Annotated in this window: 16 protein-coding genes; 7 read left to right on the top strand and 9 right to left on the bottom strand. The window is 65.3% G+C overall.

Features of this window, described 5'->3' with window-relative positions:
* Nucleotides 1-11 precede the first annotated feature (11 nt).
* The 3 genes from ftsA (at nt 12) to IPM80_12150 (ending at nt 3,624) form a co-directional block, all read left to right on the top strand.
* Complete coding sequence (ftsA, locus tag IPM80_12160; GenBank protein MBK8959163.1) at nt 12-1,247, top strand: cell division protein FtsA; 1,236 nt, start codon at nt 12-14, stop codon at nt 1,245-1,247.
* 125 nt (nt 1,248-1,372) lie between these two features.
* Entirely contained in the window at nt 1,373-2,572 is a 1,200-nt protein-coding gene (gene ftsZ / locus IPM80_12155; GenBank protein MBK8959162.1) for a cell division protein FtsZ, read from the top strand.
* Between the two features lie 140 nt (nt 2,573-2,712).
* Nucleotides 2,713-3,624, top strand: a complete 912-nt coding sequence (locus tag IPM80_12150; protein MBK8959161.1) for a UDP-3-O-acyl-N-acetylglucosamine deacetylase — start codon at nt 2,713-2,715, stop codon at nt 3,622-3,624.
* 7 nt (nt 3,625-3,631) lie between these two features.
* Here IPM80_12150 and IPM80_12145 read toward each other — a convergent pair whose 3' ends face one another.
* On the bottom strand, nt 3,632-4,012 hold the full coding sequence (locus IPM80_12145) for a DUF721 domain-containing protein (GenBank protein MBK8959160.1): 381 nt from the start codon (nt 4,010-4,012) through the stop codon (nt 3,632-3,634).
* Between the two features lie 107 nt (nt 4,013-4,119).
* Between IPM80_12145 and IPM80_12140 the strand changes: the two genes are divergently transcribed.
* The 4 genes from IPM80_12140 to IPM80_12125 all read left to right on the top strand — a co-directional run bounded on the left by IPM80_12140 (nt 4,120) and on the right by IPM80_12125 (nt 10,242).
* Nucleotides 4,120-5,088 carry a peptidoglycan DD-metalloendopeptidase family protein gene (locus IPM80_12140; protein MBK8959159.1) on the top strand — a complete coding sequence of 323 codons (969 nt, stop codon included), beginning with the start codon at nt 4,120-4,122 and terminating at the stop codon, nt 5,086-5,088.
* A 129-nt stretch (nt 5,089-5,217) separates the two neighbouring features.
* Nucleotides 5,218-7,980, top strand: coding sequence for a preprotein translocase subunit SecA (secA, locus tag IPM80_12135; GenBank protein ID MBK8959158.1), 2,763 nt, complete (start codon nt 5,218-5,220; stop codon nt 7,978-7,980).
* Nucleotides 7,964-9,193 carry a bifunctional glutamate N-acetyltransferase/amino-acid acetyltransferase ArgJ gene (gene argJ, locus IPM80_12130; protein MBK8959157.1) on the top strand — a complete coding sequence of 410 codons (1,230 nt, stop codon included), beginning with the start codon at nt 7,964-7,966 and terminating at the stop codon, nt 9,191-9,193. Before secA ends, argJ begins: the two co-directional genes overlap by 17 nt.
* A 53-nt stretch (nt 9,194-9,246) precedes the next feature.
* The gene (locus IPM80_12125) at nt 9,247-10,242 is read left to right on the top strand and encodes a Nudix family hydrolase (protein MBK8959156.1); all 996 of its coding nucleotides are present in this window, start codon (nt 9,247-9,249) and stop codon (nt 10,240-10,242) included.
* A gap of 12 nt (nt 10,243-10,254) precedes the next feature.
* On the opposite strand, the gene zapD is transcribed toward IPM80_12125, so the two are convergent.
* The 8 genes from zapD to rluD form a co-directional block, all read right to left on the bottom strand.
* Complete coding sequence (gene zapD / locus IPM80_12120) at nt 10,255-11,073, bottom strand: cell division protein ZapD (GenBank protein MBK8959155.1); 819 nt, start codon at nt 11,071-11,073, stop codon at nt 10,255-10,257.
* Between the two features lie 10 nt (nt 11,074-11,083).
* Nucleotides 11,084-11,701 carry a dephospho-CoA kinase gene (locus IPM80_12115; protein ID MBK8959154.1) on the bottom strand — a complete coding sequence of 206 codons (618 nt, stop codon included), beginning with the start codon at nt 11,699-11,701 and terminating at the stop codon, nt 11,084-11,086.
* The gene (locus tag IPM80_12110) at nt 11,695-12,597 is read right to left on the bottom strand and encodes a prepilin peptidase (protein MBK8959153.1); all 903 of its coding nucleotides are present in this window, start codon (nt 12,595-12,597) and stop codon (nt 11,695-11,697) included. Before IPM80_12110 ends, IPM80_12115 begins: the two co-directional genes overlap by 7 nt.
* 91 nt (nt 12,598-12,688) lie before the next feature.
* Nucleotides 12,689-13,909, bottom strand: a complete 1,221-nt coding sequence (locus IPM80_12105) for a type II secretion system F family protein (protein MBK8959152.1) — start codon at nt 13,907-13,909, stop codon at nt 12,689-12,691.
* A gap of 3 nt (nt 13,910-13,912) precedes the next feature.
* On the bottom strand, nt 13,913-15,634 hold the full coding sequence (gene pilB / locus IPM80_12100; protein MBK8959151.1) for a type IV-A pilus assembly ATPase PilB: 1,722 nt from the start codon (nt 15,632-15,634) through the stop codon (nt 13,913-13,915).
* Nucleotides 15,635-15,770: 136 nt separating this feature from the next.
* On the bottom strand, nt 15,771-18,362 hold the full coding sequence (gene clpB, locus IPM80_12095; protein ID MBK8959150.1) for an ATP-dependent chaperone ClpB: 2,592 nt from the start codon (nt 18,360-18,362) through the stop codon (nt 15,771-15,773).
* Between the two features lie 59 nt (nt 18,363-18,421).
* Complete coding sequence (gene pgeF, locus IPM80_12090; protein ID MBK8959149.1) at nt 18,422-19,168, bottom strand: peptidoglycan editing factor PgeF; 747 nt, start codon at nt 19,166-19,168, stop codon at nt 18,422-18,424.
* On the bottom strand, nt 19,165-20,142 hold the full coding sequence (gene rluD / locus IPM80_12085; protein MBK8959148.1) for a 23S rRNA pseudouridine(1911/1915/1917) synthase RluD: 978 nt from the start codon (nt 20,140-20,142) through the stop codon (nt 19,165-19,167). Before rluD ends, pgeF begins: the two co-directional genes overlap by 4 nt.
* Nucleotides 20,143-20,236: the final 94 nt, after the last annotated feature.

Raw genomic sequence — 20,236 nt, 5'->3', positions numbered from 1 at the left:
AGCACAACATGATGGTGAAGAAGCCGGACAAGAAGCTGCTGGTCGGCCTCGACATCGGCACCTCCAAGGTGGTGGCGATCGTCGGCGAGATCTCGCCCGACGGTTCCATCGAGGTGGTGGGACTCGGCTCCCATCCCTCGCGCGGCCTGAAGAAGGGCGTGGTGGTGAATATCGAGTCGACGGTGCAATCCATCCAGCGCGCCATCGAGGAAGCCGAGCTCATGGCCGGCTGCGAGATCCACTCGGTGTATGCCGGCATTGCCGGCGGCCACATCCGCAGCCTGAACTCGCACGGCATCGTCGCCATCCGCGATAGCGAAGTGACGCACAATGATGTCGAGCGCGTGATCGACGCCGCGCGCGCGGTCGCGATCCCGGCGGATCAGAAAATCCTGCACATCCTGCCGCAGGAGTTCATCATCGATGGCCAGGAAGGCATACGCGAACCGATAGGCATGTCGGGTGTGCGCCTCGAATCGCGCGTGCACATGGTGACCGGCGCGGTGTCGGCGGCGCAGAATATCGTCAAGTGCGTACGACGCTGTGGCCTCGAGGTGGACGACATCATCCTGCAGCAGCTGGCTTCATCCTATGCGGTGCTGACCGAGGACGAAAAAGATCTCGGCGTGTGCCTGTGCGACATCGGCGGCGGCACCACCGACATCGCGGTGTTCGTGCACGGCGCCATCCACCATTCGGCGGTGATCCCGATCGCCGGCGACCAGGTCACCAACGACATCGCGGTGGCGCTGCGCACGCCCACCCACCACGCCGAGGACATCAAGATCAAATATGCCTGCGCGCTGACCCAGCTCGCCAACCCCGATGAGACCATCGAGGTGCCGAGCGTCGGCGACCGGCCGCCGCGACGGCTGGTGCGCCAGACGCTCGCTGAAGTAGTGGAGCCGCGCTACGAAGAGCTGTTCAGCCTGGTGGCGGCCGAACTCAAGCGCAGTGGTTTCGAGGAGATGATGGCCGCCGGCGTGGTGCTCACCGGCGGCGGTTCCAAGATGGAAGGCGTGATCGAACTCGCCGAGGAAGTGTTCCACATGCCGGTCAGGCTCGGCACGCCGCAATACGTGGCGGGCCTGGTCGACGTGGTGCGCAATCCCATTTACGCGACGGGCGTCGGCCTGCTGCTGTTCGGCAACCAGGCCGGCGCCGGCACCTTCACCCAACCCGCGCGTTTCGAGAGCACGGCAGGACTCTGGGAGCGCATGAAAGCTTGGTTCCATGGAAATTTTTGAGGCAAAGCGCCGGCGGTGTGGAAACCGCGCGTGCGATGCCATGACTGATTACTAACGCTGGTTACACGAATACATAACAGTCACCCGCCCCACCAACCGGGCGGATAGTAGACGGAGGGAAGAAGATGTTCGAACTCATGGACTCTTACAGCCAACGCGCGGTCATCAAGGTGATCGGCGTCGGCGGCGGCGGTGGCAACGCGGTTCAGCACATGCTGGGCGCGGACATCGACGGCGTTGAATTCATCTGCGCCAATACCGACGCGCAGGTGTTGAAGAACTCGCCGGTCAAGACCACCTTGCAACTCGGCGCCGATATCACCAAGGGCTTGGGCGCGGGCGCCAATCCCGATATCGGCAAGCGCGCGGCAATGGACGACCGCGATCGCATCGGCGACGTGCTCGAAGGCTCCGACATGATCTTCATCACCGCCGGCATGGGCGGTGGCACCGGCACCGGCGCGGCGCCGGTGGTGGCGCAGATCGCCAAGGAGATGGGCATCCTGACGGTGGCGGTCGTGACCCGGCCGTTCCCGTTCGAAGGCAAGAAGCGCGCGGCCATCGCCGACCAGGGCATCAAGGATCTCGCCCAGTACGTCGATTCGCTGATCACCATCCCCAACGAGAAACTGCTGTCGGTGCTGGGGCGCGACATCAGCCTGCTGGACGCCTTCAAGGCCGCCAACGACGTGCTGCTGGGCGCGGTGCAGGGCATCGCCGAACTCATCACCTGCCCGGGCCTCATCAACGTCGACTTCGCCGACGTGCGCACCGTGATGTCGGAGATGGGCATGGCGATGATGGGCTCGGGTGTGGCCCGCGGTCAGGACCGCGCGCGCATCGCCGCCGAGGCGGCGATTTCGAGCCCGCTGCTGGAAGACATCAACCTGTCCGGCGCCAAGGGCATCCTGGTCAACGTGACCTCGGGACTCGACCTCAAGATGGGCGAGTTCGAAGAGGTCGGCAACACCGTCAAGGCCTTTGCCTCCGACAATGCCACGGTGGTGGTCGGCACCGTCATCGACCCCAACATGGACGACGAGATCCGCGTGACGGTGGTGGCCACCGGCATCAGCACCGAGATGCGTCAGAAGGAAGAGCCGACGCCGGTCGTGCAGCAGACCGTGGCGGTGGCCTCGGCCGGCCCGACCGCGGTGCCGAACAGCGCCCCGAGCGCACGACGTGCGGACGACGATATCGATTTCCGGCGCATCGAGCGGCCGACCGTGATCCGCAACCGCGAGGAGCGGGTGCTGCCCGATCTCAGCGACGGCAATACCGATTATCTCGATATTCCGGCGTTTCTGCGTCGTCAGGCCGACTGAGTCGGAGGACGGCGCGGAACTCGCGCGAGATCAGCAAGGACGGTGGGTTCGTCGAATAAGGACAGGGATATCAAGCCTATACGGAGGTGTGGTACATTCCCGACCCAAAAGCGGACCTTCTCTCAGGAGAAGTGGAGAACATGATCAAACAGCGGACCCTGAAGAATGTGATCCGGGCGACGGGTGTCGGCCTGCACACGGGGCGCAAGGTCTTTCTGACCCTACGCCCCGCACCCCCGGATACCGGCATCGTATTTCGTCGCGACGACCTGAAACCGTCGGTCGAAATCGTTGCTCGGGCCGAGAACGTCGGTGACACCAGTCTTTCGACCAGCCTGGTCAGGGACAATGTGCGCATCTCGACCGTCGAACACTTGCTGTCGGCCTTCGCGGGTCTGGGCATAGACAACGCCTACGTGGACTTGAGCGCCGCCGAAGTGCCGATCATGGACGGCAGTGCCGGGCCCTTCGTGTTCCTCATCCAGTCCGCCGGCTTCGAAGAGCAGAGCAAGCCCAAGAAGTACATGCGCATCAAGCGCCAGATCTCGGTGCGGGACGGCGACAAGTGGGCGCGGTTCGAGCCGTTCGATGGCTTCAAGGTATCGTTCGCCATCGAGTTCGATCACCCGTTCTTCCACCAGCGCAGCAAGCACGCCGAAATCGATTTTTCGACCACCAGCTTCGTCAAGGAAGTGGCGCGCGCGCGCACTTTCGGATTCATGAAGGACGTCGAGATCCTGCGCGAGCAGAACCTGGCGCTGGGCGGCAGCCTCGATAACGCCGTGGTGGTCGATGACTACCGCGTGCTTAACGAGGATGGCCTGCGTTACGAAGACGAATTCGTCAAACACAAGATACTCGACGCCATCGGTGACCTGTACCTGCTCGGTCACAGCCTGATCGGGGCCTTCCACGGCTACAAGTCAGGGCACGAACTCAACAACCGTCTGCTGCGCAAGATCCTGGCGACCGAGGACGCGTTCGAGCTGGTGTCGTTCGAAGGCGAAGAGAACGCGCCGTTCTCCTTCATGCAGCCCATACCGGCGCGCTGACGCCGGTCTAATCCCGCGCATGCCGCGCCAGGCGCTCGAGCGCCGCGCGCAGCTTGCCGTCGGCGGTGCAGCGCGCCTCCTGGCGCAGGGCGGCCGCCGCCGCGTGGGTCATGTGCCTGCGCGGTGGAGCGACGGTCTTGGGCTTGGGCTCGGTGACGTTGCGCACGCGTACGCTGCGCACCTCGCTGAATTCCGGGTGGGCCTTGAGCGTTTCCAGGATTTCCGGGGTCTTGAAGCGCAGCTGCGCGGCCCAGGTCGAACCCTCGGCCTGCAGCACCAGGCAGCCATCGCGCACCGTGGCCAGGCGGACGTGCCTGGCCAGGGACGCCGGTACGCAGGACAACAATGACGCGTTCAGTTCGCGCAGCCGATTGGCCTTATCGGTCAATTGCTTTAGCTGCGAGAATCTGGAGACAATGTCAAAAACAGACAGGGGGGTGCTCACAGCGGCTGGCCTGGCCTCGGGGTCGGCATGGCCGTTGCCCAACTCGTTTCATGGAAATCATCATCCTATCAAAATCGCGCGGCACCACCGCGAGATTCCGTATCGGTTGGCAGCTGCTGGCCTTGACCACCGTCGTGCTCATCGGCGGCTCATCGAGCCTGGCCTGGTGGGGATATGCGCGTGGCGGCAACGCCATGGTCGAGGAGATCCTCAACAATCCCGAACGCTCGGCGCAGATCTGGCAACGCGAGATCATCAATCAGCGCCAGTTCCTCAATTCCCTGAATGAAGACATGAATGCCGATCTCAGCGCCCTGTCGGGCGCCATCGGCCGCATGCAGTCACAATTGACCCGCCTCGACGCGGTTGCCGAGCGGGTCGCCAAGTCGGCGCGCATCGATGCCGCGGAATTCGACCTGGGCCACGAGCCGGCCATCGGCGGTCCGCACAGCGCCAATGTCCAGGCGCCACAGTGGACCGATCTCTTGGCCAACCTCGATTCGATCAAGAGCGAAGTGCAGTTGCGCGACGATCGCCTGGGAGCGATCGAGGCCCTGATGCAGAATCGCCAGCTGCATGACGACATGAAGCCGGCTGGCCAACCCTTGAGCGACGGCTGGATTTCTTCGGGCTTCGGTTATCGCACCGATCCCGTGACCGGCGGCCGCGAATTCCACGACGGGCTCGATTTCGCCGGCAAGCCCGGCGCACAGGTGCGCGCGGTGGCGGCGGGCGTCGTGACCTGGTCGGGCAAGCGCTGGGGCTATGGCAACCTGGTCGAGATCAGCCACGGCAGTGGCTATATCACCCGCTACGCGCACAACCGCGCCAACCTGGTGGCGGTCGGCGAGACCGTCAAGAAGAACCAGGCTGTGGCCCTCCTCGGGTCGACGGGCCGTACCACCGGCCCCCATGTCCACTTCGAAGTCGTGCATGACGGCGATCGGGTCGACCCCTTGAAGTTCGTCGGCAACCCCGCGCAGCTGCGCGTACAGGCGGGCACCGTCCTGCGCCGATGACGCTGGCGCCCGCGCCACGGGGTGGCCGGGCACGCAGTATCCGCACTTCCCTTTGCTACAATGTCGGCGCCGCGACCGCCGCCCCGGAAGGTGGTCGGTCGCCGCCCAATTCAATTCCAGCGCATTCCAATGGCCGCAACCTCAAAGTCCCTTCCCGCCCGCATCATCCAGTCGGTGTTCGGCAGCCGTAACGATCGTCTGCTGAAGAAGATGCACAAGACCGTGCATGCCATCAATCAGCTGGAGAGTGGCATCGCGGCCCTCGACGACGAAGCCCTGCGCGCCAAGACCACCGAATTCCGCGAGCGCTACAAGGCCGGCGAAACCCTCGACGCCCTCCTGCCCGAAGCCTTTGCCGTGGTCCGTGAAACCGGCAAGCGCGTGCTCGGCATGCGCCATTTCGACGAGCAGATGATCGGCGGCATCGTGCTGCACCAGGGCAAGATTGCCGAGATGCGCACCGGCGAAGGCAAGACCCTGGTGGCGACCTTGCCGGCCTACCTCAACGCCCTGTCGGGGCGTGCGGTACACGTGGTGACCGTCAACGATTACCTGGCGCGGCGCGACGCCGAATGGATGGGACGCCTGTACAACGCCCTCGACATGTCGGTGGGCGTGATCCTGACGGGCATGTCGAGCCAGGACCGGCAGCGCTCCTACAGCTGTGCCATCACCTACGCCACCAACAACGAACTCGGCTTCGATTACCTGCGCGACAACATGGCCTTCCACGCCAGCCAGCGGGTGCAACGCGATCATGCTTTCGCCGTGGTCGACGAAGTCGACTCGATCCTCATCGACGAGGCGCGCACGCCACTCATCATCTCCGGCCCGGCCGACGATCGCAGCGATGTCTACACGCGCATCAACAAGCTGATTCCTATGCTCGAGCGCCAGGAGTTCAGCGAAGAGAAGGATGCGCCGGAAAAACCCGGCGACTTCTCGGTCGACGAGAAGGCGCGCCAGGTCTATCTCAGCGAAGCCGGCCACGAGAAGATCGAACGCCTGCTGGTCGAAGCCGGCATGCTGGCCGAGGGCGACAGCCTCTACAGCGCCACCAACATCTCGCTCATGCACCACGTCTACGCCGCGATCCGCGCCCATGCGCTGTTCCAGAAAGACGTCGACTACGTGGTGAAAGACGGCGAGATCATCATCGTCGACGAATTCACCGGCCGCACCATGCCGGGGCGTCGCTGGTCGGAAGGCCTGCACCAGGCGGTCGAGGCCAAGGAAGGCGTGTCCATCCAGCAGGAGAACCAGACGCTCGCGTCCATCACCTACCAGAACTACTTCCGTCTCTACGACAAGCTGTCCGGCATGACCGGCACGGCCGATACCGAGGCCTATGAATTCCAGGAAATCTACGGCCTGGAAGTGGTGGTGATCCCGACCCATAGACCGATGGTGCGCGACGACCGCGGCGACCTCGTGTTCCTCACCGCCAAGGAAAAATTCGACGCCATCATCGATGACATCAAGGACTGCGTGCAGCGCGGTCAGCCGGTGCTGGTCGGCACCACCTCGATCGAGACCTCGGAATACCTGTCGGGCCTGCTGCGCAAACAGGGCATCAAGCACGAAGTGCTGAACGCCAAGTTCCACGAGAAGGAAGCGCAAATCGTCGCCCAGGCCGGGCGCCCCGGCAGCGTGACGGTCGCCACCAACATGGCCGGTCGCGGTACCGACATCGTGTTGGGCGGCAATCTCGGCGCGGAACTCGCCGAGATCGGCAGCGACGACGCCGACAAGGTCGCGGCCGTACGCGCCGCCTGGGAAGAACGCCAGAAACAGGTGCTGGAATCCGGCGGCCTGCACATCGTCGGCACCGAGAGACACGAATCGCGGCGCATCGACAACCAGCTGCGCGGCCGTTCGGGACGCCAGGGCGACCCCGGTTCCAGTCGCTTCTACCTGTCGCTGGAAGACAACCTCATGCGCATCTTTGCCTCCGAGCGCGTCAGCGGTCTGATGCAGAAGCTCGGCATGCAGGAAGGCGAGGCCATCGAACACCCGTGGGTGAGCAAGGCCATCGAGAACGCGCAGCGCAAGGTCGAAGGGCGCAACTTCGACATCCGCAAGCAATTGCTGGAGTTCGACGACGTCGCCAACGATCAGCGCAAGCACGTCTATGAGCAGCGTCGCGAGGTGATGGAGGCCGAGGACATCTCGGAGAACATCCGCGGCATCCGTCATGACGTCGTGAACGCCATGATCGACACTTACATTCGCCCGCAGAGTTTCGACGAAACCTGGGATCTGCCCGGCCTCTCCCAGGCGCTGGACAGCGAGTACGGCATCCACGCCGACGTTGCCGAGTGGCTGAAGCAGGACGACCAGCTCGACGAAGACGGCATACGCGCGCGCGTGCTGCAAATGGTCGAGGACGCCTACGGCGCCAAGGAAGCGCAGGTCGGCGCGGCCGACATGCGCAATTTCGAAAAAGGCATCATGCTGCAGGTGCTGGACACCCACTGGAAGGAACACCTGGCGGCCATGGACCATCTGCGCCAGGGCATCCATCTGCGCGGCTTCGCGCAGAAGAATCCCAAGCAGGAATACAAGCGCGAGGCGTTCGAGTTGTTCGCGCGCATGCTCGACGAGATCACCCGCGACGTGATCGGCATCCTGTCGAAGGTGCAGGTGCGCGCCCACGAAGACATCGAGGCGGTCGAAGAACAGCAGCGTCGCGCCGCCGCCCAGAAAGAGCAGGAATATCATTACCAGTCAGGGTCTGACGAGCCACCGCCCGCCGCGGCATTGCCGCAGGAAGAGCGGGGTGGCCCGCAGCAGCAACCCCACGTACGCGACGGTCGCAAGGTCGGTCGCAATGAACCCTGCCCCTGTGGATCGGGCAAGAAATACAAGCAGTGCCATGGCAAACTCGATTGAACGGCCGACGGCCGACACCCAAGCACGGCCCATCGCCGGCATCCGTCTCGCGACCGCCGCCTCGGGCACGCGCTACAAGAACCGCACCGATCTGACGCTCATCGAAATCGCGCCGGGCGCGACGGTCGAATGCCTGTTCACGCGCAACAAGTTCTGCGCCGCGCCGGTGACCGTGGCGCGCGAACATTGGGCGAGTGGCCAGTCGCGCTACCTCATCATCAATGCCGGTAACGCCAATGCCGGCACCGGTTCGCCCGGCGAAGCGCGTTGCCGCGAAGTGTGCGCGGCGATCGCCGAGGCGGCGGGCTGCGCGGCGCAGGACGTGCTGCCGTTTTCGACCGGCGTCATCGGCCAGCAGATGAATGCCGCGGCGCTGTCGGCGCCGGCGCCGGCGCTGGTTGCCGCGCTCGTCGCCGACGGTTGGCAGAACGCCGCCGCCGCCATCATGACCACCGATACGCGCGCCAAGATCCGCAGCGTCGAAGTGAGCGATGGCGGGCAGCGATTCGCCGTCACCGGCATCGCCAAGGGCAGCGGCATGATCAAGCCCGACATGGCGACCATGCTCGGCTATGTCGCCACCGACGCCAAGGTTGCGCCGGCGGTGTGGAAAGCCATCGCTGCGCGCGCCACCGACTTGAGTTTCAATCGCATCACGGTCGATGGTGACACTTCGACCAACGACGCCCTGGTGCTGATGGCGACCGGCGCGGCCGGCACGTCCTTGATCGACAGTGCGCAGCATCCGCTCTACGCGCGCTTCGCGGCGGCGGTGGAAGCGGTGTGCATCGGTCTCGCGCAAGACATCATTCGTGATGGCGAAGGCGCCACCAAGTTCATCACCGTGCGCGTCAGCGGTGGCTACAGCGAGGCCGATTGCGTGCGCGTCGCCTACGCGGTGGCCGAGTCGCCGCTGGTCAAGACCGCGATGTTCGCGAGCGACGCCAACTGGGGACGCATCCTCGCCGCGGTCGGTCGCGCCGGCGCCGAGCGCCTCGCCATCGAAGAAGTGAACCTCGCCATCGGTGGCCTGCCGATAGTGACCGCTGGTGAACCGGCGCCCGGCTACACCGAAGCCGAGGGCAGCGCCATCATGAAGAAGCCGGACATCGAAATCGACATCACCATCGGCCGCGGCACGCAGACCGCCACCGTGTGGACCTGCGATTTCTCCTACGACTACGTCAAGATCAACGCCGAGTACCGTAGCTGAGCCTAACCGTGAGCAGGGCGCGGCCGCGGTCCGTCGCCACGCCGAGGCTGCGCGTGGCGGCGGCCGTCATCCGGCGCGTCGATGGCGCGGTATTGTTGAGCGTACGTCCCAGCCACGCCGCCCACGGCGGCCTGTGGGAATTCCCCGGCGGCAAGCTCGAAGGGCGCGAACGGCCGGTCGACGGTCTCGCGCGTGAACTCGCCGAGGAACTCGGCATTCGCATCGCGCGCGCCACGCCGCTCATCACCGTGCGTCACCAGTATCCCAAGGCCCACGTCGAACTCATCGTCTTCGAAGTCAGGGACTGGCAAGGCGAGGCCCATGGCCGCGAAGGTCAGCACGTCGAATGGGTCGCTGCGGCGCAATTGCAGAACCTGCAATTCCCCGAGGCCAACCTGCCGGTCACGACCGCGGTCGCGCTGCCGCGCGTGCTCATGATCACGCCCGATGTCGGCGACGACGAAGCGGCCTTCCTGACGCGTCTCGAGGGCTGTGTCGGCGCTGGCGTGGAACTCGTGCAGCTGCGCATCCGCACCCGCGGCGAGCAACGCCGCCGCGTGGTGACGGCGGCCGTCGCCGCCTGCCATCGTCATGGTGCGCGTTTGATGTTGAACGGTTCGGCGCAAGAGGCCGTGGCCCTGGGCGCGCAAGGCCTGCACCTCAATCGTCAAAGGCTGTTCGAATGCCGGCGACGCCCGGTCGCGGCGTCGATGCTGTTGAGCGCTGCCTGTCATGACGCCGCGGCACTGGCCCAGGCCGAACGCATTGGCGTCGATTTCGTCTACCTGTCGCCGGTGTTGGCGACCACCAGCCATCCCGGCGCCGAGGGGCTGGGCTTCAAGGCGCTGCGCCAGCTGTGCGCCGCCACGCGCCTGCCGGTCTATGCGTTGGGCGGCATGCACGCCGCGCACCTGCCGCGCGCCGTCAGGGCCGGCTGCCAGGGCATCGCGATGTTGAGCGGTGTGTGGCAACACGCGGCGCCGGCCAGCCTGTTGGCGCGCGCCGCGCGCTTGCTGGAGAAAGCGGCCGCCGAGGTCGGGACGGCCTGAGGCGAAGGGGCTTCAGATGCCGCAGCAGGCCAGTTCGAAACGCACGTCGTCCTGGACCTGCACGGCGCGGGTCGAGGTCTGGCGCTGCGAATAGAAGCGCACCGTGAAGCGGTGCTTGCCGCCGCTGATCTCGGGAAAGGTTTCCGCCGCGCCCGGCATCACCACCCGCACGATCTGGCACTGCGCGGCGCTTTCGAACTGCTGCTGGTAGAAGCCGGCATTGGCCACCGCGATGCGCGGATTGGCGCTCTCGCGAATCAAGGCCAGGATCAGGCGGGTGGCTTTTTCGATGACGCGGATGTCCTGCATCCACACCATCATCTGGCTGCTGCGCTGGGACGGCAGGCTGTTCAACCAGAAATGCAGCGACGGCACGTCGAAGCTGCAGGTGCCACCCGGGATGCTCATGCGTTGGCGCACCTGGTTGGCCAGCTCGTCGTTGCGGATGCGCGCTCCGGGCTGGCAATCGGGCGCCTTCAACTGCACCAGCACTTCGCTCATCGAACCGATGGTCTTGTCGAGCACCGCCGAATTCACGCTCGGGTTGTTGCGCAGGCTGTTGAACGTCGAGATCTCGCGTTCGAGTTCCTTGATCAACTCGCCCTTGATATCGGTGCGTACCAGGAAATCGCTGACTTCGAGAATACGGCCGAGCGCGTTGCGCGCGCTCCATTGATCGCCGCCCTCGACGCCGGCGGCTATGCCGTGGAACAGGTGTTCCAGGCGCAGACAGTTGCGGATGCGCTCGTTGAGCGGCTGCTCGTAGATGACCGAGGTGTCTGCTTCGGGGAAAAGACTGGGCTGACTGGCCCCGCGCTCGCCAGCGGTCACGGGTATGCCTTCATGCTTTGGCCGCGGCTAGTTGCAGGTACATCTCGTGTAGTTCGTCCACACGGCCCGCGAGCGAGGCCGTGTCACCATCATTGACCACCACATCGTCGGCGATGCGCAGGCGCGCCTCGCGGCTGGCCTGTGTGCGCATGATTGCGGCGACCTCGGCTTCTGTCAAATGATCGCGCGCGCGTACGCGCTCTACCTGCAGGGCTTCCGGGCAATCGACCACCAGCACGCGGTCGATGAGATCATTGCGGCCGCCCTCGGCCAGCAAGGGGATGCCGAGCATGCAATAGGCGCCGGTGACCGCTTCGACGTGGGCCCGCATGCCGGCGCGGATGGCCGGGTGCGTGATGGCTTCGAGTTCGGCGCGGCGCGCCGGATCGGCGAACACGATACCGCGCAGCCGTGCCCGATCGAGGCGTCCGTCCTTGCCCACCACCTCGGCGCCGAATGTTGCGACGATGGCGGCGAGCGCAGGCGTGCCGGGTTCCACCACTTCGCGCGCCACCTGGTCGGCGTCGATCACGACGATGCCGTGTCGGTCGGTGAACACCCGGCACACGGTCGATTTGCCCGAGCCTATGCCGCCGGTCACGCCCACCACGTACGCTCTTTTCACAATCTCGCTCCGGAACGAAAGAGGCCGGCAATGCTGTCATCGAAGAACATCGCGACGATGCCGGCGGCGGCCAGGAAGGGGCCGAAAGGTATCGGTTCACCGCGCTTGGTGAGACCGGAGGCCATGGCGCCGATACCGATCACCGCGCCGATCACCGAGGACAGCAGGATCACGGCCGGCAAGGCCTGCCAGCCCAGCCACGCGCCCAACGCGGCCAGCAGCTTGAAGTCGCCGTAGCCCATGCCTTCCTTGCCGGTGACCAGCTTGAAGGCCCAGTAGATGGACCATAGGCTGAGGTAGCCGGCCATCGCACCCAGTACCGCACTGGCGAGATCGGGTGCGAACAAGCCGAACAACGAGCACGCGAGACCTGCCCACAACAGCGGCTGGGTGATGTTGTCGAACAGGTAGCGGGTGTCGAAATCGATCAGCGCCAGCGCCACCAGCGTCCACGCGTAGCAGGCCGCGGCGAGCGCGCGCAGCAGCCACAGGGCGGATTCGGCATCCGCGCGGTAGCCGAAATGCCAGGCCGCGAGGCCACCCAGCACGCCGCCGGTGAGTTCGACCAGCGGATAGCGTTTCGAGATCGCAACCCGGCAGTGGCGACAGCGGCCGCCCAACACCAGGTAGCTCACCAGGGGAATGTTTTCCATCGCCGTGATCTGGGTGCCGCACTTCGGGCAACGCGAACGCGGACGCACGAGATCGAAGGCTTCGGCGGCGCTGGCCTCGTCGGTGAGTTCCAGCAGGCCGCGGCAATCACTGCGCCACTCGCGCTCGACCATGATCGGCAGGCGGTGGATGACGACGTTGAGAAAGCTGCCGACCAACAGGCCCAGCACCGTCATCGCGCCGACCACGAGGGCGGGTTGCGCGGCGAGTAGGGTGATCGTTTCCATGGGTGTGCGGCTGCCGCCAGTGCCGCGGCGCCGAGAGTCGCCCGACTCTCAGCGCGCCATTGCGGGGTTTGGAAGCGGGATGTCGGAGGCCTTAAACCACCTGGCCCATCTTGAAGATCGGCAGGTACATGGCGATCACGAGGCCGCCGATGAGCACGCCGAGCACCGCCATGATGATGGGCTCGAGCAGGCTGGTCAGCGAATCGACCGCGTCGTCCACCTCCTGTTCGTACCAGTCGGCGACTTTGCTCAGCATCGAATCGAGCGCGCCGGATTCTTCGCCGATGGCGACCATCTGCACGACCATGTTGGGGAAGATGTTGACGTCGCGCATGGCGGTCTGCATCTGCGTACCGGTGGCGATCTCGTCGCGCATCTTCATCACCGCCTCGTAGTAGACGATGTTGCCGCAGGCGCCGGCCACCGAGGTCATGGCTTCGACCAGCGGCGTGCCGGCGGCGAACATGGTGGCGAGGGTACGGGCGAAGCGCGCGATGGCGGACTTGTTGAGGATGTCACCCAGCACCGGGAACTTGAGCAGCGCGCGGTCGACGAAGTGGGCGAATTTTATCGAGCGCTTCATGGCCTGGATGATGCCGAATACCGAGCCGCCAATGACCATGATCAGCAGGTACCAGTAGGCCTGGAACCATTTCGACATGTTGATCACGATCTGGGTCAGCGCCGGCAATTCCGCGCCGAAACCCGAGAACAGGTCCTGGAACTGCGGGATCACGAAGATCATGAGGATGCAGGTGATGACGAAGGCCACCACCACCACCGCGATCGGATAGAACATCGCGCCCTTGATCTTGGACTTGAGCGCCTCGGTCTTTTCCATGTAGGTGGCGAGCTTGTGCAGGATGTCCTCGAGGATACCGGCGTGTTCGCCGGCCACCACGAGGTTGATGTACAGCTCGTTGAACTGCTGCGGATGCTTGGACAGGGCTTCGTTCAGTGAACCGCCGGCTTCGACATCGGCCTTGATGCCCATGATGAGCTGTTGCATGGCCTTGTTCTCGTGACCACGCCCGACGATTTCGAAGGACTGCACCAGCGGCACGCCCGACGACATCATGGTCGCCATCTGGCGCGAAAAGACCGTGATGTCCTTGGTGGTGATCTTGCCGCTCGATTCGCCGAACAGCGGTTTGGTTTTCTTCTTGACCTTGAGCGGGTTGACGCCCTGGCGGCGGAGCTGGGCCTTGATCAGGGCGTCGTTTTGCCCCGACATCTCGCCCTTGACGCGCTTGCCATGTCGATCGACGCCTTCCCAGACGAACATCGACGATTTGACTGCGGCTTCTGCCATGACTTACTCCACTGTCACTCGGTTGACTTCGGCAAGGCTGGTGATGCCGGCGCGGACCTTGGAAAGGCCCGAGGTGCGAATGTCCCAGATGCCTTCGGTGCGCGCCTGGTCTGCCAGCACCACGGCATTGGCGCCTTCGATGATCAATCGCTTCATGGTGTCCGAGATCGGCAGTACCTGGTAAATACCGGCGCGGCCCTTGTAGCCGCTCGGGCAATCGGCGCCGCCGTTGCCGGGGCCGAACACGCTGATGCCCTGGTCCACCCATTCCTGCGGGAAGCCTTCCTGCAGCAAGGCTTCATTGGGCATGTCGAGGCGCACCTTGTAGTCAGGGTGCAGACGCCGGCACAGACGTTGACCGGTGATGAGGTTGATGGTGGTCGCCACCGCGAAGGCCTGGATGCCCATGTCCTGCAGGCGCGTCAGGGTCTGCGGTCCGTCGTTGGTATGCAGGGTCGACATCACCATGTGACCGGTCTGCGCGGCCTTGACCGCGATCGAGCCGGTTTCGTAGTCGCGGATCTCGCCGACCAGGATGATGTCCGGGTCCTGGCGCAGGAAGGCTTTCAGGGCCTTGGGGAAAGTCATGCCGGTGCGCTCGTCGACCTGCACCTGGTTGACGCCCGGCAGGTTGATTTCCACCGGGTCCTCGGCGGTCGAGATGTTCACGTCGTCCTGGTTCAAGATGTTGATGCCGGTGTAGAGCGACACCGTCTTGCCCGAGCCGGTGGGGCCGGTGACCAGGAACATGCCGTAGGGCTTGTGCAGGTTCTTCAGGAACAGCTTCTTCTGGAATTCCTCGTAGCCGAGCTGATCGATCTGGAGCTTGGCGGCGTCGGAATCGAGGATACGCAGCACCGCCTTTTCACCGAACAGGGTCGGGCAGGTGCTGACGCGGAAATCGATGGCCTTGGTCTTGGACAGCTTGAGCTTGATGCGGCCGTCCTGGGGCACGCGGCGTTCGGACACGTCGAGGCGCGACATGACCTTGATGCGCGCGGCAATCTTGCCGGCCAGCGCCAGCGGCGGACGGGTGATTTCCTGCAGCACGCCGTCGATACGGAAGCGCACGCGGTAGATCTTTTCGTAGGGTTCGAAGTGCAGGTCCGAGGCGCCGCGCTTGATGGCGTCGAGCAGGCACTTGTTGACGAAGCGCACCACCGGCGCGTCGTCGATTTCCGCTTCGTTGCTGGTGTCCGGTTGTTCCTGGCCGACTTCGACGTCGTCGAAGTCCTCCAGATCCGAATCCTCCATTGCGCCGAGGCTGGTGTCGGCCGCTTCCAGCGCCTTGTCGATGACCTTGGCGAGCTTGTCCCATTCCACCACCACCGCTTCGGTGGTGCCGCCGCCGATGTTGAATTTGATCTCGTCCAGCGCCTGCAGGTTGGTCGGGTCCGGAATGCCGATGAACACCCGCGCGCCGCGCTTGAACAGCGGCATGGCGTTGTGGCGGGTGATGAGATCGCGGCTGACTATCTTGATGGTGTCGGGGTCGATGTCGAGCGCATCGATGTCGACCATCGGCACGCCGAACTCGCTGGACGCGGCATGGGCGATGGCGCGGCCGTTGACGATGCCGTTCTCGACCAGGAACTTCACGAACGGGATCTTCTTGGCCAGTGCTTCCTGGAACGCCTGACCCGCGGCTTCTTCTTCGAGGAGGCCGTCAGCAACAAGTCTGCGTGCGAGGCCGCTCAAGGGCACTCGGTTACTCGATACCGCCATGGGTCAGCTCGCGAGGTCAGTTGATTCCACACAAAATGGTAGATTAGTCGCTTCTAAATAGCTACTCCGTCGAATGATTTTGACGCGCGCGCAGGGCTCGAAACGAGACCTGCGCACGCCTTTGGGAGGGGACTGATCAGGCCGCGGCAGCGCGTGCTCCCGACAGCACGAGACCCTGCTCGCCACAGTCGACACGGACGGTATCGCCCGCACCGTATCGACCCTTGAGCAAGGCCTCCGCGAGCGGCGTTTCGAGCAGGTTCTGGATGGCACGTTTCAGCGGCCGTGCGCCGTAGACCGGGTCGAAGCCTGCCTCGCCGAGCTTGTCGAGCGCGGCGGTGGTGATGTCGAGCCCGAGGTCCATCTGCGCCAGGCGCTGCTTCAGGCCGGCTATCTGCACTTCGGCGATGGCGCGGATCTGCGCCTTCTCCAGCGCGTGGAATACCACCACCTCGTCGATGCGGTTGATGAACTCGGGCCGGAAGTGGTTGCTGACCACGCCCATCACCGCCGACTTCATGCGCTCGTAGTCGGCGCTGCCGGTCAGGGCCTGGATGGTGTCGCTGCCGAGGTTCGAGGTCATGACGATGACGGTATTGCGGAAATCCACCGTGCGGCCATGGCCGTCGGTCAGGCGACCGTCGTCCAACACCTGCAAGAGGATGTTGAAGACCTCGGGGTGGGCCTTTTCCACTTCATCCAGCAGCACCACCGAGTAGGGCTTGCGCCGCACGGTTTCGGTCAGGTAGCCGCCTTCCTCGTAACCGACATAGCCGGGCGGGGCGCCGATCAGGCGCGCCACCGAGTGCTTTTCCATGAATTCCGACATGTCGATGCGCACCAGCGCCTGTTCGGTGTCGAACAGGAAGGCGGCCAGCGACTTGCAGAGTTCCGTTTTGCCGACGCCGGTCGGACCCAGGAACAGGAAGGAGCCGTTGGGACGATTGGGATCGGACAGGCCCGCGCGCGAGCGTCGGATCGCATTGGCGACCGCAGTCACCGCCTCGTCCTGGCCGACCACGCGGTCGTGCAGCGCTTCCTCCATGCGCAACAGCTTGTCGCGTTCGCCTTCCAGCATCTTCGAGACCGGGATGCCGGTCCACTTGGAGACCACCTCGGCCACTTCCTCCTCGGTGACGCGGTTGCGCAGCAGCTGGTTGGGCTTGCCCTCGCGGCTGGAGGCGTCGGCGAGCTGCTTCTCGAGCGCCGGGATGACGCCGTACTGGAGTTCGGACATGCGGTTCAGATCGCCGGCGCGGCGCGCGGTCTCGAAATCGAGGCGCGCGCGTTCCAGCTCCGCCTGCACCTGGTGGGCGCCGGTCAGGGCTGCTTTCTCGGCTTTCCAGATCTCCTCGAGGTCGGCGTATTCCTGCTCGACCTCGGCCAGCTGGGCCTCGAGATCGGCCAGGCGGCGCTTGGACGCCTCGTCCTTCTCCTTGCGCAGCGCCTCGCGCTCGATCTTGAGCTGGATGGCGCGCCGTGCGAGGCGGTCCATCGATTCCGGCTTGGAATCGATTTCGATGCTGATGCGGCTGGCGGCCTCGTCGATGAGGTCGATGGCCTTGTCCGGCAGCTGGCGGTCGGTGATGTAGCGGCTGGAAAGATTCGCCGCCGCGACGATCGCCGGATCGGTGATCTCGACGCCATGATGAACCGCGTAGCGTTCCTTCAGGCCGCGCAGAATGGCCACCGTGTCTTCGATGCTCGGCTCGTTGACCATCACTTTCTGGAAGCGCCGCTCGAGCGCGGCGTCCTTCTCGACGTACTGGCGGTACTCGTCGAGCGTGGTCGCGCCTATGCAATGCAGCTCGCCGCGCGCCAGCGCGGGTTTGAGCATGTTGCCGGCGTCCATCGCGCCTTCGGCCTTGCCGGCGCCGACCATGGTGTGCAGTTCGTCGATGAACAGGATGATCTGTCCACCCTGCTTGGAGAGGTCGTTCAACACCGCCTTCAGGCGTTCCTCGAACTCGCCGCGGAACTTGGCGCCGGCAATCAGCGCGCCCATGTCCAGCGACAGCACGCGTTTGCGCTTCAGCCCTTCCGGCACTTCACCGTTGATGATGCGCTGGGCGAGGCCTTCGACGATGGCGGTCTTGCCGACGCCGGGCTCGCCGATCAGGACCGGGTTGTTCTTGGTGCGACGCTGCAACACCTGGATGGTGCGGCGGATCTCCTCGTCGCGACCGATCATCGGATCGAGCTTGCCTTCCTCGGCACGCGCGGTCAGATCGACCGTGTATTTGTCCAGCGCCTGGCGCTGTTCTTCGGCATTGGCGTCAGCCACGCTGTCTCCTCCACGTAAATCGTCGATGGCCTTGTTGATGCGGGCGCGATCGGCGCCCTGTTCCTTGAGCAGGCGGCCGACTTCACCGCTGTCTTCCAGTGCCGCCAGCAGGAACAGTTCGCTGGCGATGAAGCTGTCCTTGCGCTCCTGCGCGAGCTTGTCGGTGAGATTCAATAGCTTCATGAGGGCGTTCGACGGATGCACGTCGCCGCCGACGCCGCTGACCTTGGGCAGGCGCTCCAGGCTGCGGGCCACGGACGCGCGCACGCGGCCGACGTTCACGCCGGTGTTCTGCAAAAGCTGCGTGACCACGCCACCGTCCTGGTCGAGCAGCGCGGACAGCAGGTGGGCGGGTTCTATGAATTGGTTGTCGGCGCCCAGCGCCAGGCTCTGGGCATCGGACAGCGCCTGCTGGAACTTGGTGGTCAGTTTGTCGGCACGCATGCAGCGTTTCCTCGAAGAGTCGGACGAATGCCAAGGAAATGGGGCTGTGCGCGCTTAAATCAAGGCGGGCCGTTGATCCAGATCAGCGCCGCCATGCGACCGGTGTCGCCGTCGCGGCGGTAGGAGAAGTAGTTGCGGGCATCATCGTGTACGCAGATGCCGCTGGAAGTGATGCTGGTGACGCCGAGCGCGGCGAGTTGCAGTTCGGCGATGCGCGCGAGATCCAGGTGCCAGCGGCCGGCGCGCTCGGTGAAGCCCGCCGCCAGGCGCGCGTCCTGCGCCACGAAGCGCGCGCGCAGCTCATCGCCCACCGTGTAGGCATTGGCGCCGATGGCCGGTCCCAGCCAGGCATGCAGGCCGGCGGCCGGCGCATCGAAGCGCGCCACGGTCTTGGCAATGAGTTCGCAGGCCAGGCCGCGCCAGCCGGCATGCACCGCCGCCACCTGGCGCCCGGCGGCGTCACACAACAGCACCGGCAGGCAGTCGGCCACCATCACCGCCGCAACGCGGCCGACGCTGCGGGTGATGGCGGCATCGCCGCGCCGCGCAGCGGCCGGGTCGTCGAGGTCGAGCAGGATGTCGCTGTGCACCTGTTCCAGCCAGCACGGGCCTTCGGCCAGACCGAGATGAGCGGCCAGCGCCGCGCGGTTGGTGGAAACCGCCGCCGGTTCGTCGCCCACATGGCTGCCGAGATTGAGGCTGGCGTAGGCGCCCTGGCTGACGCCGCCCTGTCGCGTGCTGAAGGCAGCGCGCACGGTGGCGGGCGCCGGCCAGTCGATCGCCAAGCATCGTGGCGTGGCGTTCATGGCATCTCATCTTGGTGGGCGTCGAGGTCGTCGCGCAGCACGCCGAGCAGGTGCTCGAAATCGGCCGGCGGCGGCGATTCGAATTCCAGCTCGGCGCCGTCGAGCGGATGGGTGAAGGCCAGCCGCCAGGCGTGCAGCGCCTGGCGCGGAAAATGTTGCAGGGTGTCGCGCAGCGCGGGCGTCGCCGCCGGCGGCAAATGGGGCCGCCCGCCGTAGCGACTGTCGCCGACCAGCGGATGGCCGCGCCACGCGAGATGCACGCGGATCTGGTGCGTGCGGCCGGTTTCGAGTTCGACTTCGAGCAAGGTGTGAGCGCGGTAACGCTCGGCCACCCGGTAATGGGTGACGGCGGCGCGCCCGCCCGGCATCACGCGCATGCGCGTGCGCTGCTGCGGATCGCGGGCGATGGCGGCGTCGATGGTGCCGCCGGCCACCAGCACGCCGTTCACCACGGCCAGGTAGTGGCGATGAATGTCGCGCCGCGCCAGCGCCCGCACCAGGGTCTGAAAGGCCTGCGGTGTGCGCGCCGCCACCAGCAGGCCGGAGGTGTCCTTGTCGATGCGATGTACGAGTCCGGCGCGGGGCAGGGCGGCGAGCTCGGGAAAGCGCGCCAGGAGGCCGTTGACCAGGGTGTGATCAGGGTTGCCGGCGCCCGGATGCACGACCAGGCCGACCGGCTTGTCGATGACGAGGACGTGCGGGTCGACGTGCGCCAGCCGGAACTCGACCGCCTGCGCTTCGAGTTCGCCGGCGGCGTCGAGCGTGGCGATGACGTCGATGACTTCGCCGGCGCGCGCCGCCGCGCGCGGTTTGAGCGCAACGCCCCGGTGCGTCACCTGGCCGGCGTCCATCCATTGCTTGATGAGGCTGCGCGAATATTGCGTGAGGACCCGCGCCAGGGCCTGGTCCAGACGCAAGCCGTCGACCGCCGGCGGCAACTCGACGCGATGATGCTCGGTGACGCCGGCGCTCACGGGCGCCGCACGCGTTGGGATGCAAGGGCTCGGGACGGACCTGCCGACGGTGCAACCATCACGTTCATTGCCTTGTCGAAAATTCCGCCACTAC

This window comes from Pseudomonadota bacterium (assembly GCA_016719885.1).
In the GTDB taxonomy this organism is placed as follows: domain Bacteria; phylum Pseudomonadota; class Gammaproteobacteria.
The sequence above is the reverse complement of the archived record's forward strand: the minus strand, read 5'-3'. Positions and strand labels throughout refer to the sequence as shown.

Bases quoted from the DNA above. Each gene is read 5' to 3' on its own strand.
- pilB (MBK8959151.1), bottom strand. From the start codon at position 15,634: ATGGCGGTATCGAGTAACCGAGTGCCCTTGAGCGGCCTCGCACGCAGA.
- clpB (MBK8959150.1), bottom strand. From the start codon at position 18,362: ATGCGTGCCGACAAACTGACCACCAAGTTCCAGCAGGCGCTGTCCGAT.
- ftsA (MBK8959163.1), top strand. From the start codon at position 12: ATGGTGAAGAAGCCGGACAAGAAGCTGCTGGTCGGCCTCGACATCGGC.
- IPM80_12140 (MBK8959159.1), top strand. From the start codon at position 4,120: ATGGAAATCATCATCCTATCAAAATCGCGCGGCACCACCGCGAGATTC.
- pgeF (MBK8959149.1), bottom strand. From the start codon at position 19,168: ATGAACGCCACGCCACGATGCTTGGCGATCGACTGGCCGGCGCCCGCC.
- IPM80_12150 (MBK8959161.1), top strand. From the start codon at position 2,713: ATGATCAAACAGCGGACCCTGAAGAATGTGATCCGGGCGACGGGTGTC.
- ftsZ (MBK8959162.1), top strand. From the start codon at position 1,373: ATGTTCGAACTCATGGACTCTTACAGCCAACGCGCGGTCATCAAGGTG.
- IPM80_12110 (MBK8959153.1), bottom strand. From the start codon at position 12,597: ATGGAAACGATCACCCTACTCGCCGCGCAACCCGCCCTCGTGGTCGGC.
- argJ (MBK8959157.1), top strand. From the start codon at position 7,964: ATGGCAAACTCGATTGAACGGCCGACGGCCGACACCCAAGCACGGCCC.
- secA (MBK8959158.1), top strand. From the start codon at position 5,218: ATGGCCGCAACCTCAAAGTCCCTTCCCGCCCGCATCATCCAGTCGGTG.
- IPM80_12105 (MBK8959152.1), bottom strand. From the start codon at position 13,909: ATGGCAGAAGCCGCAGTCAAATCGTCGATGTTCGTCTGGGAAGGCGTC.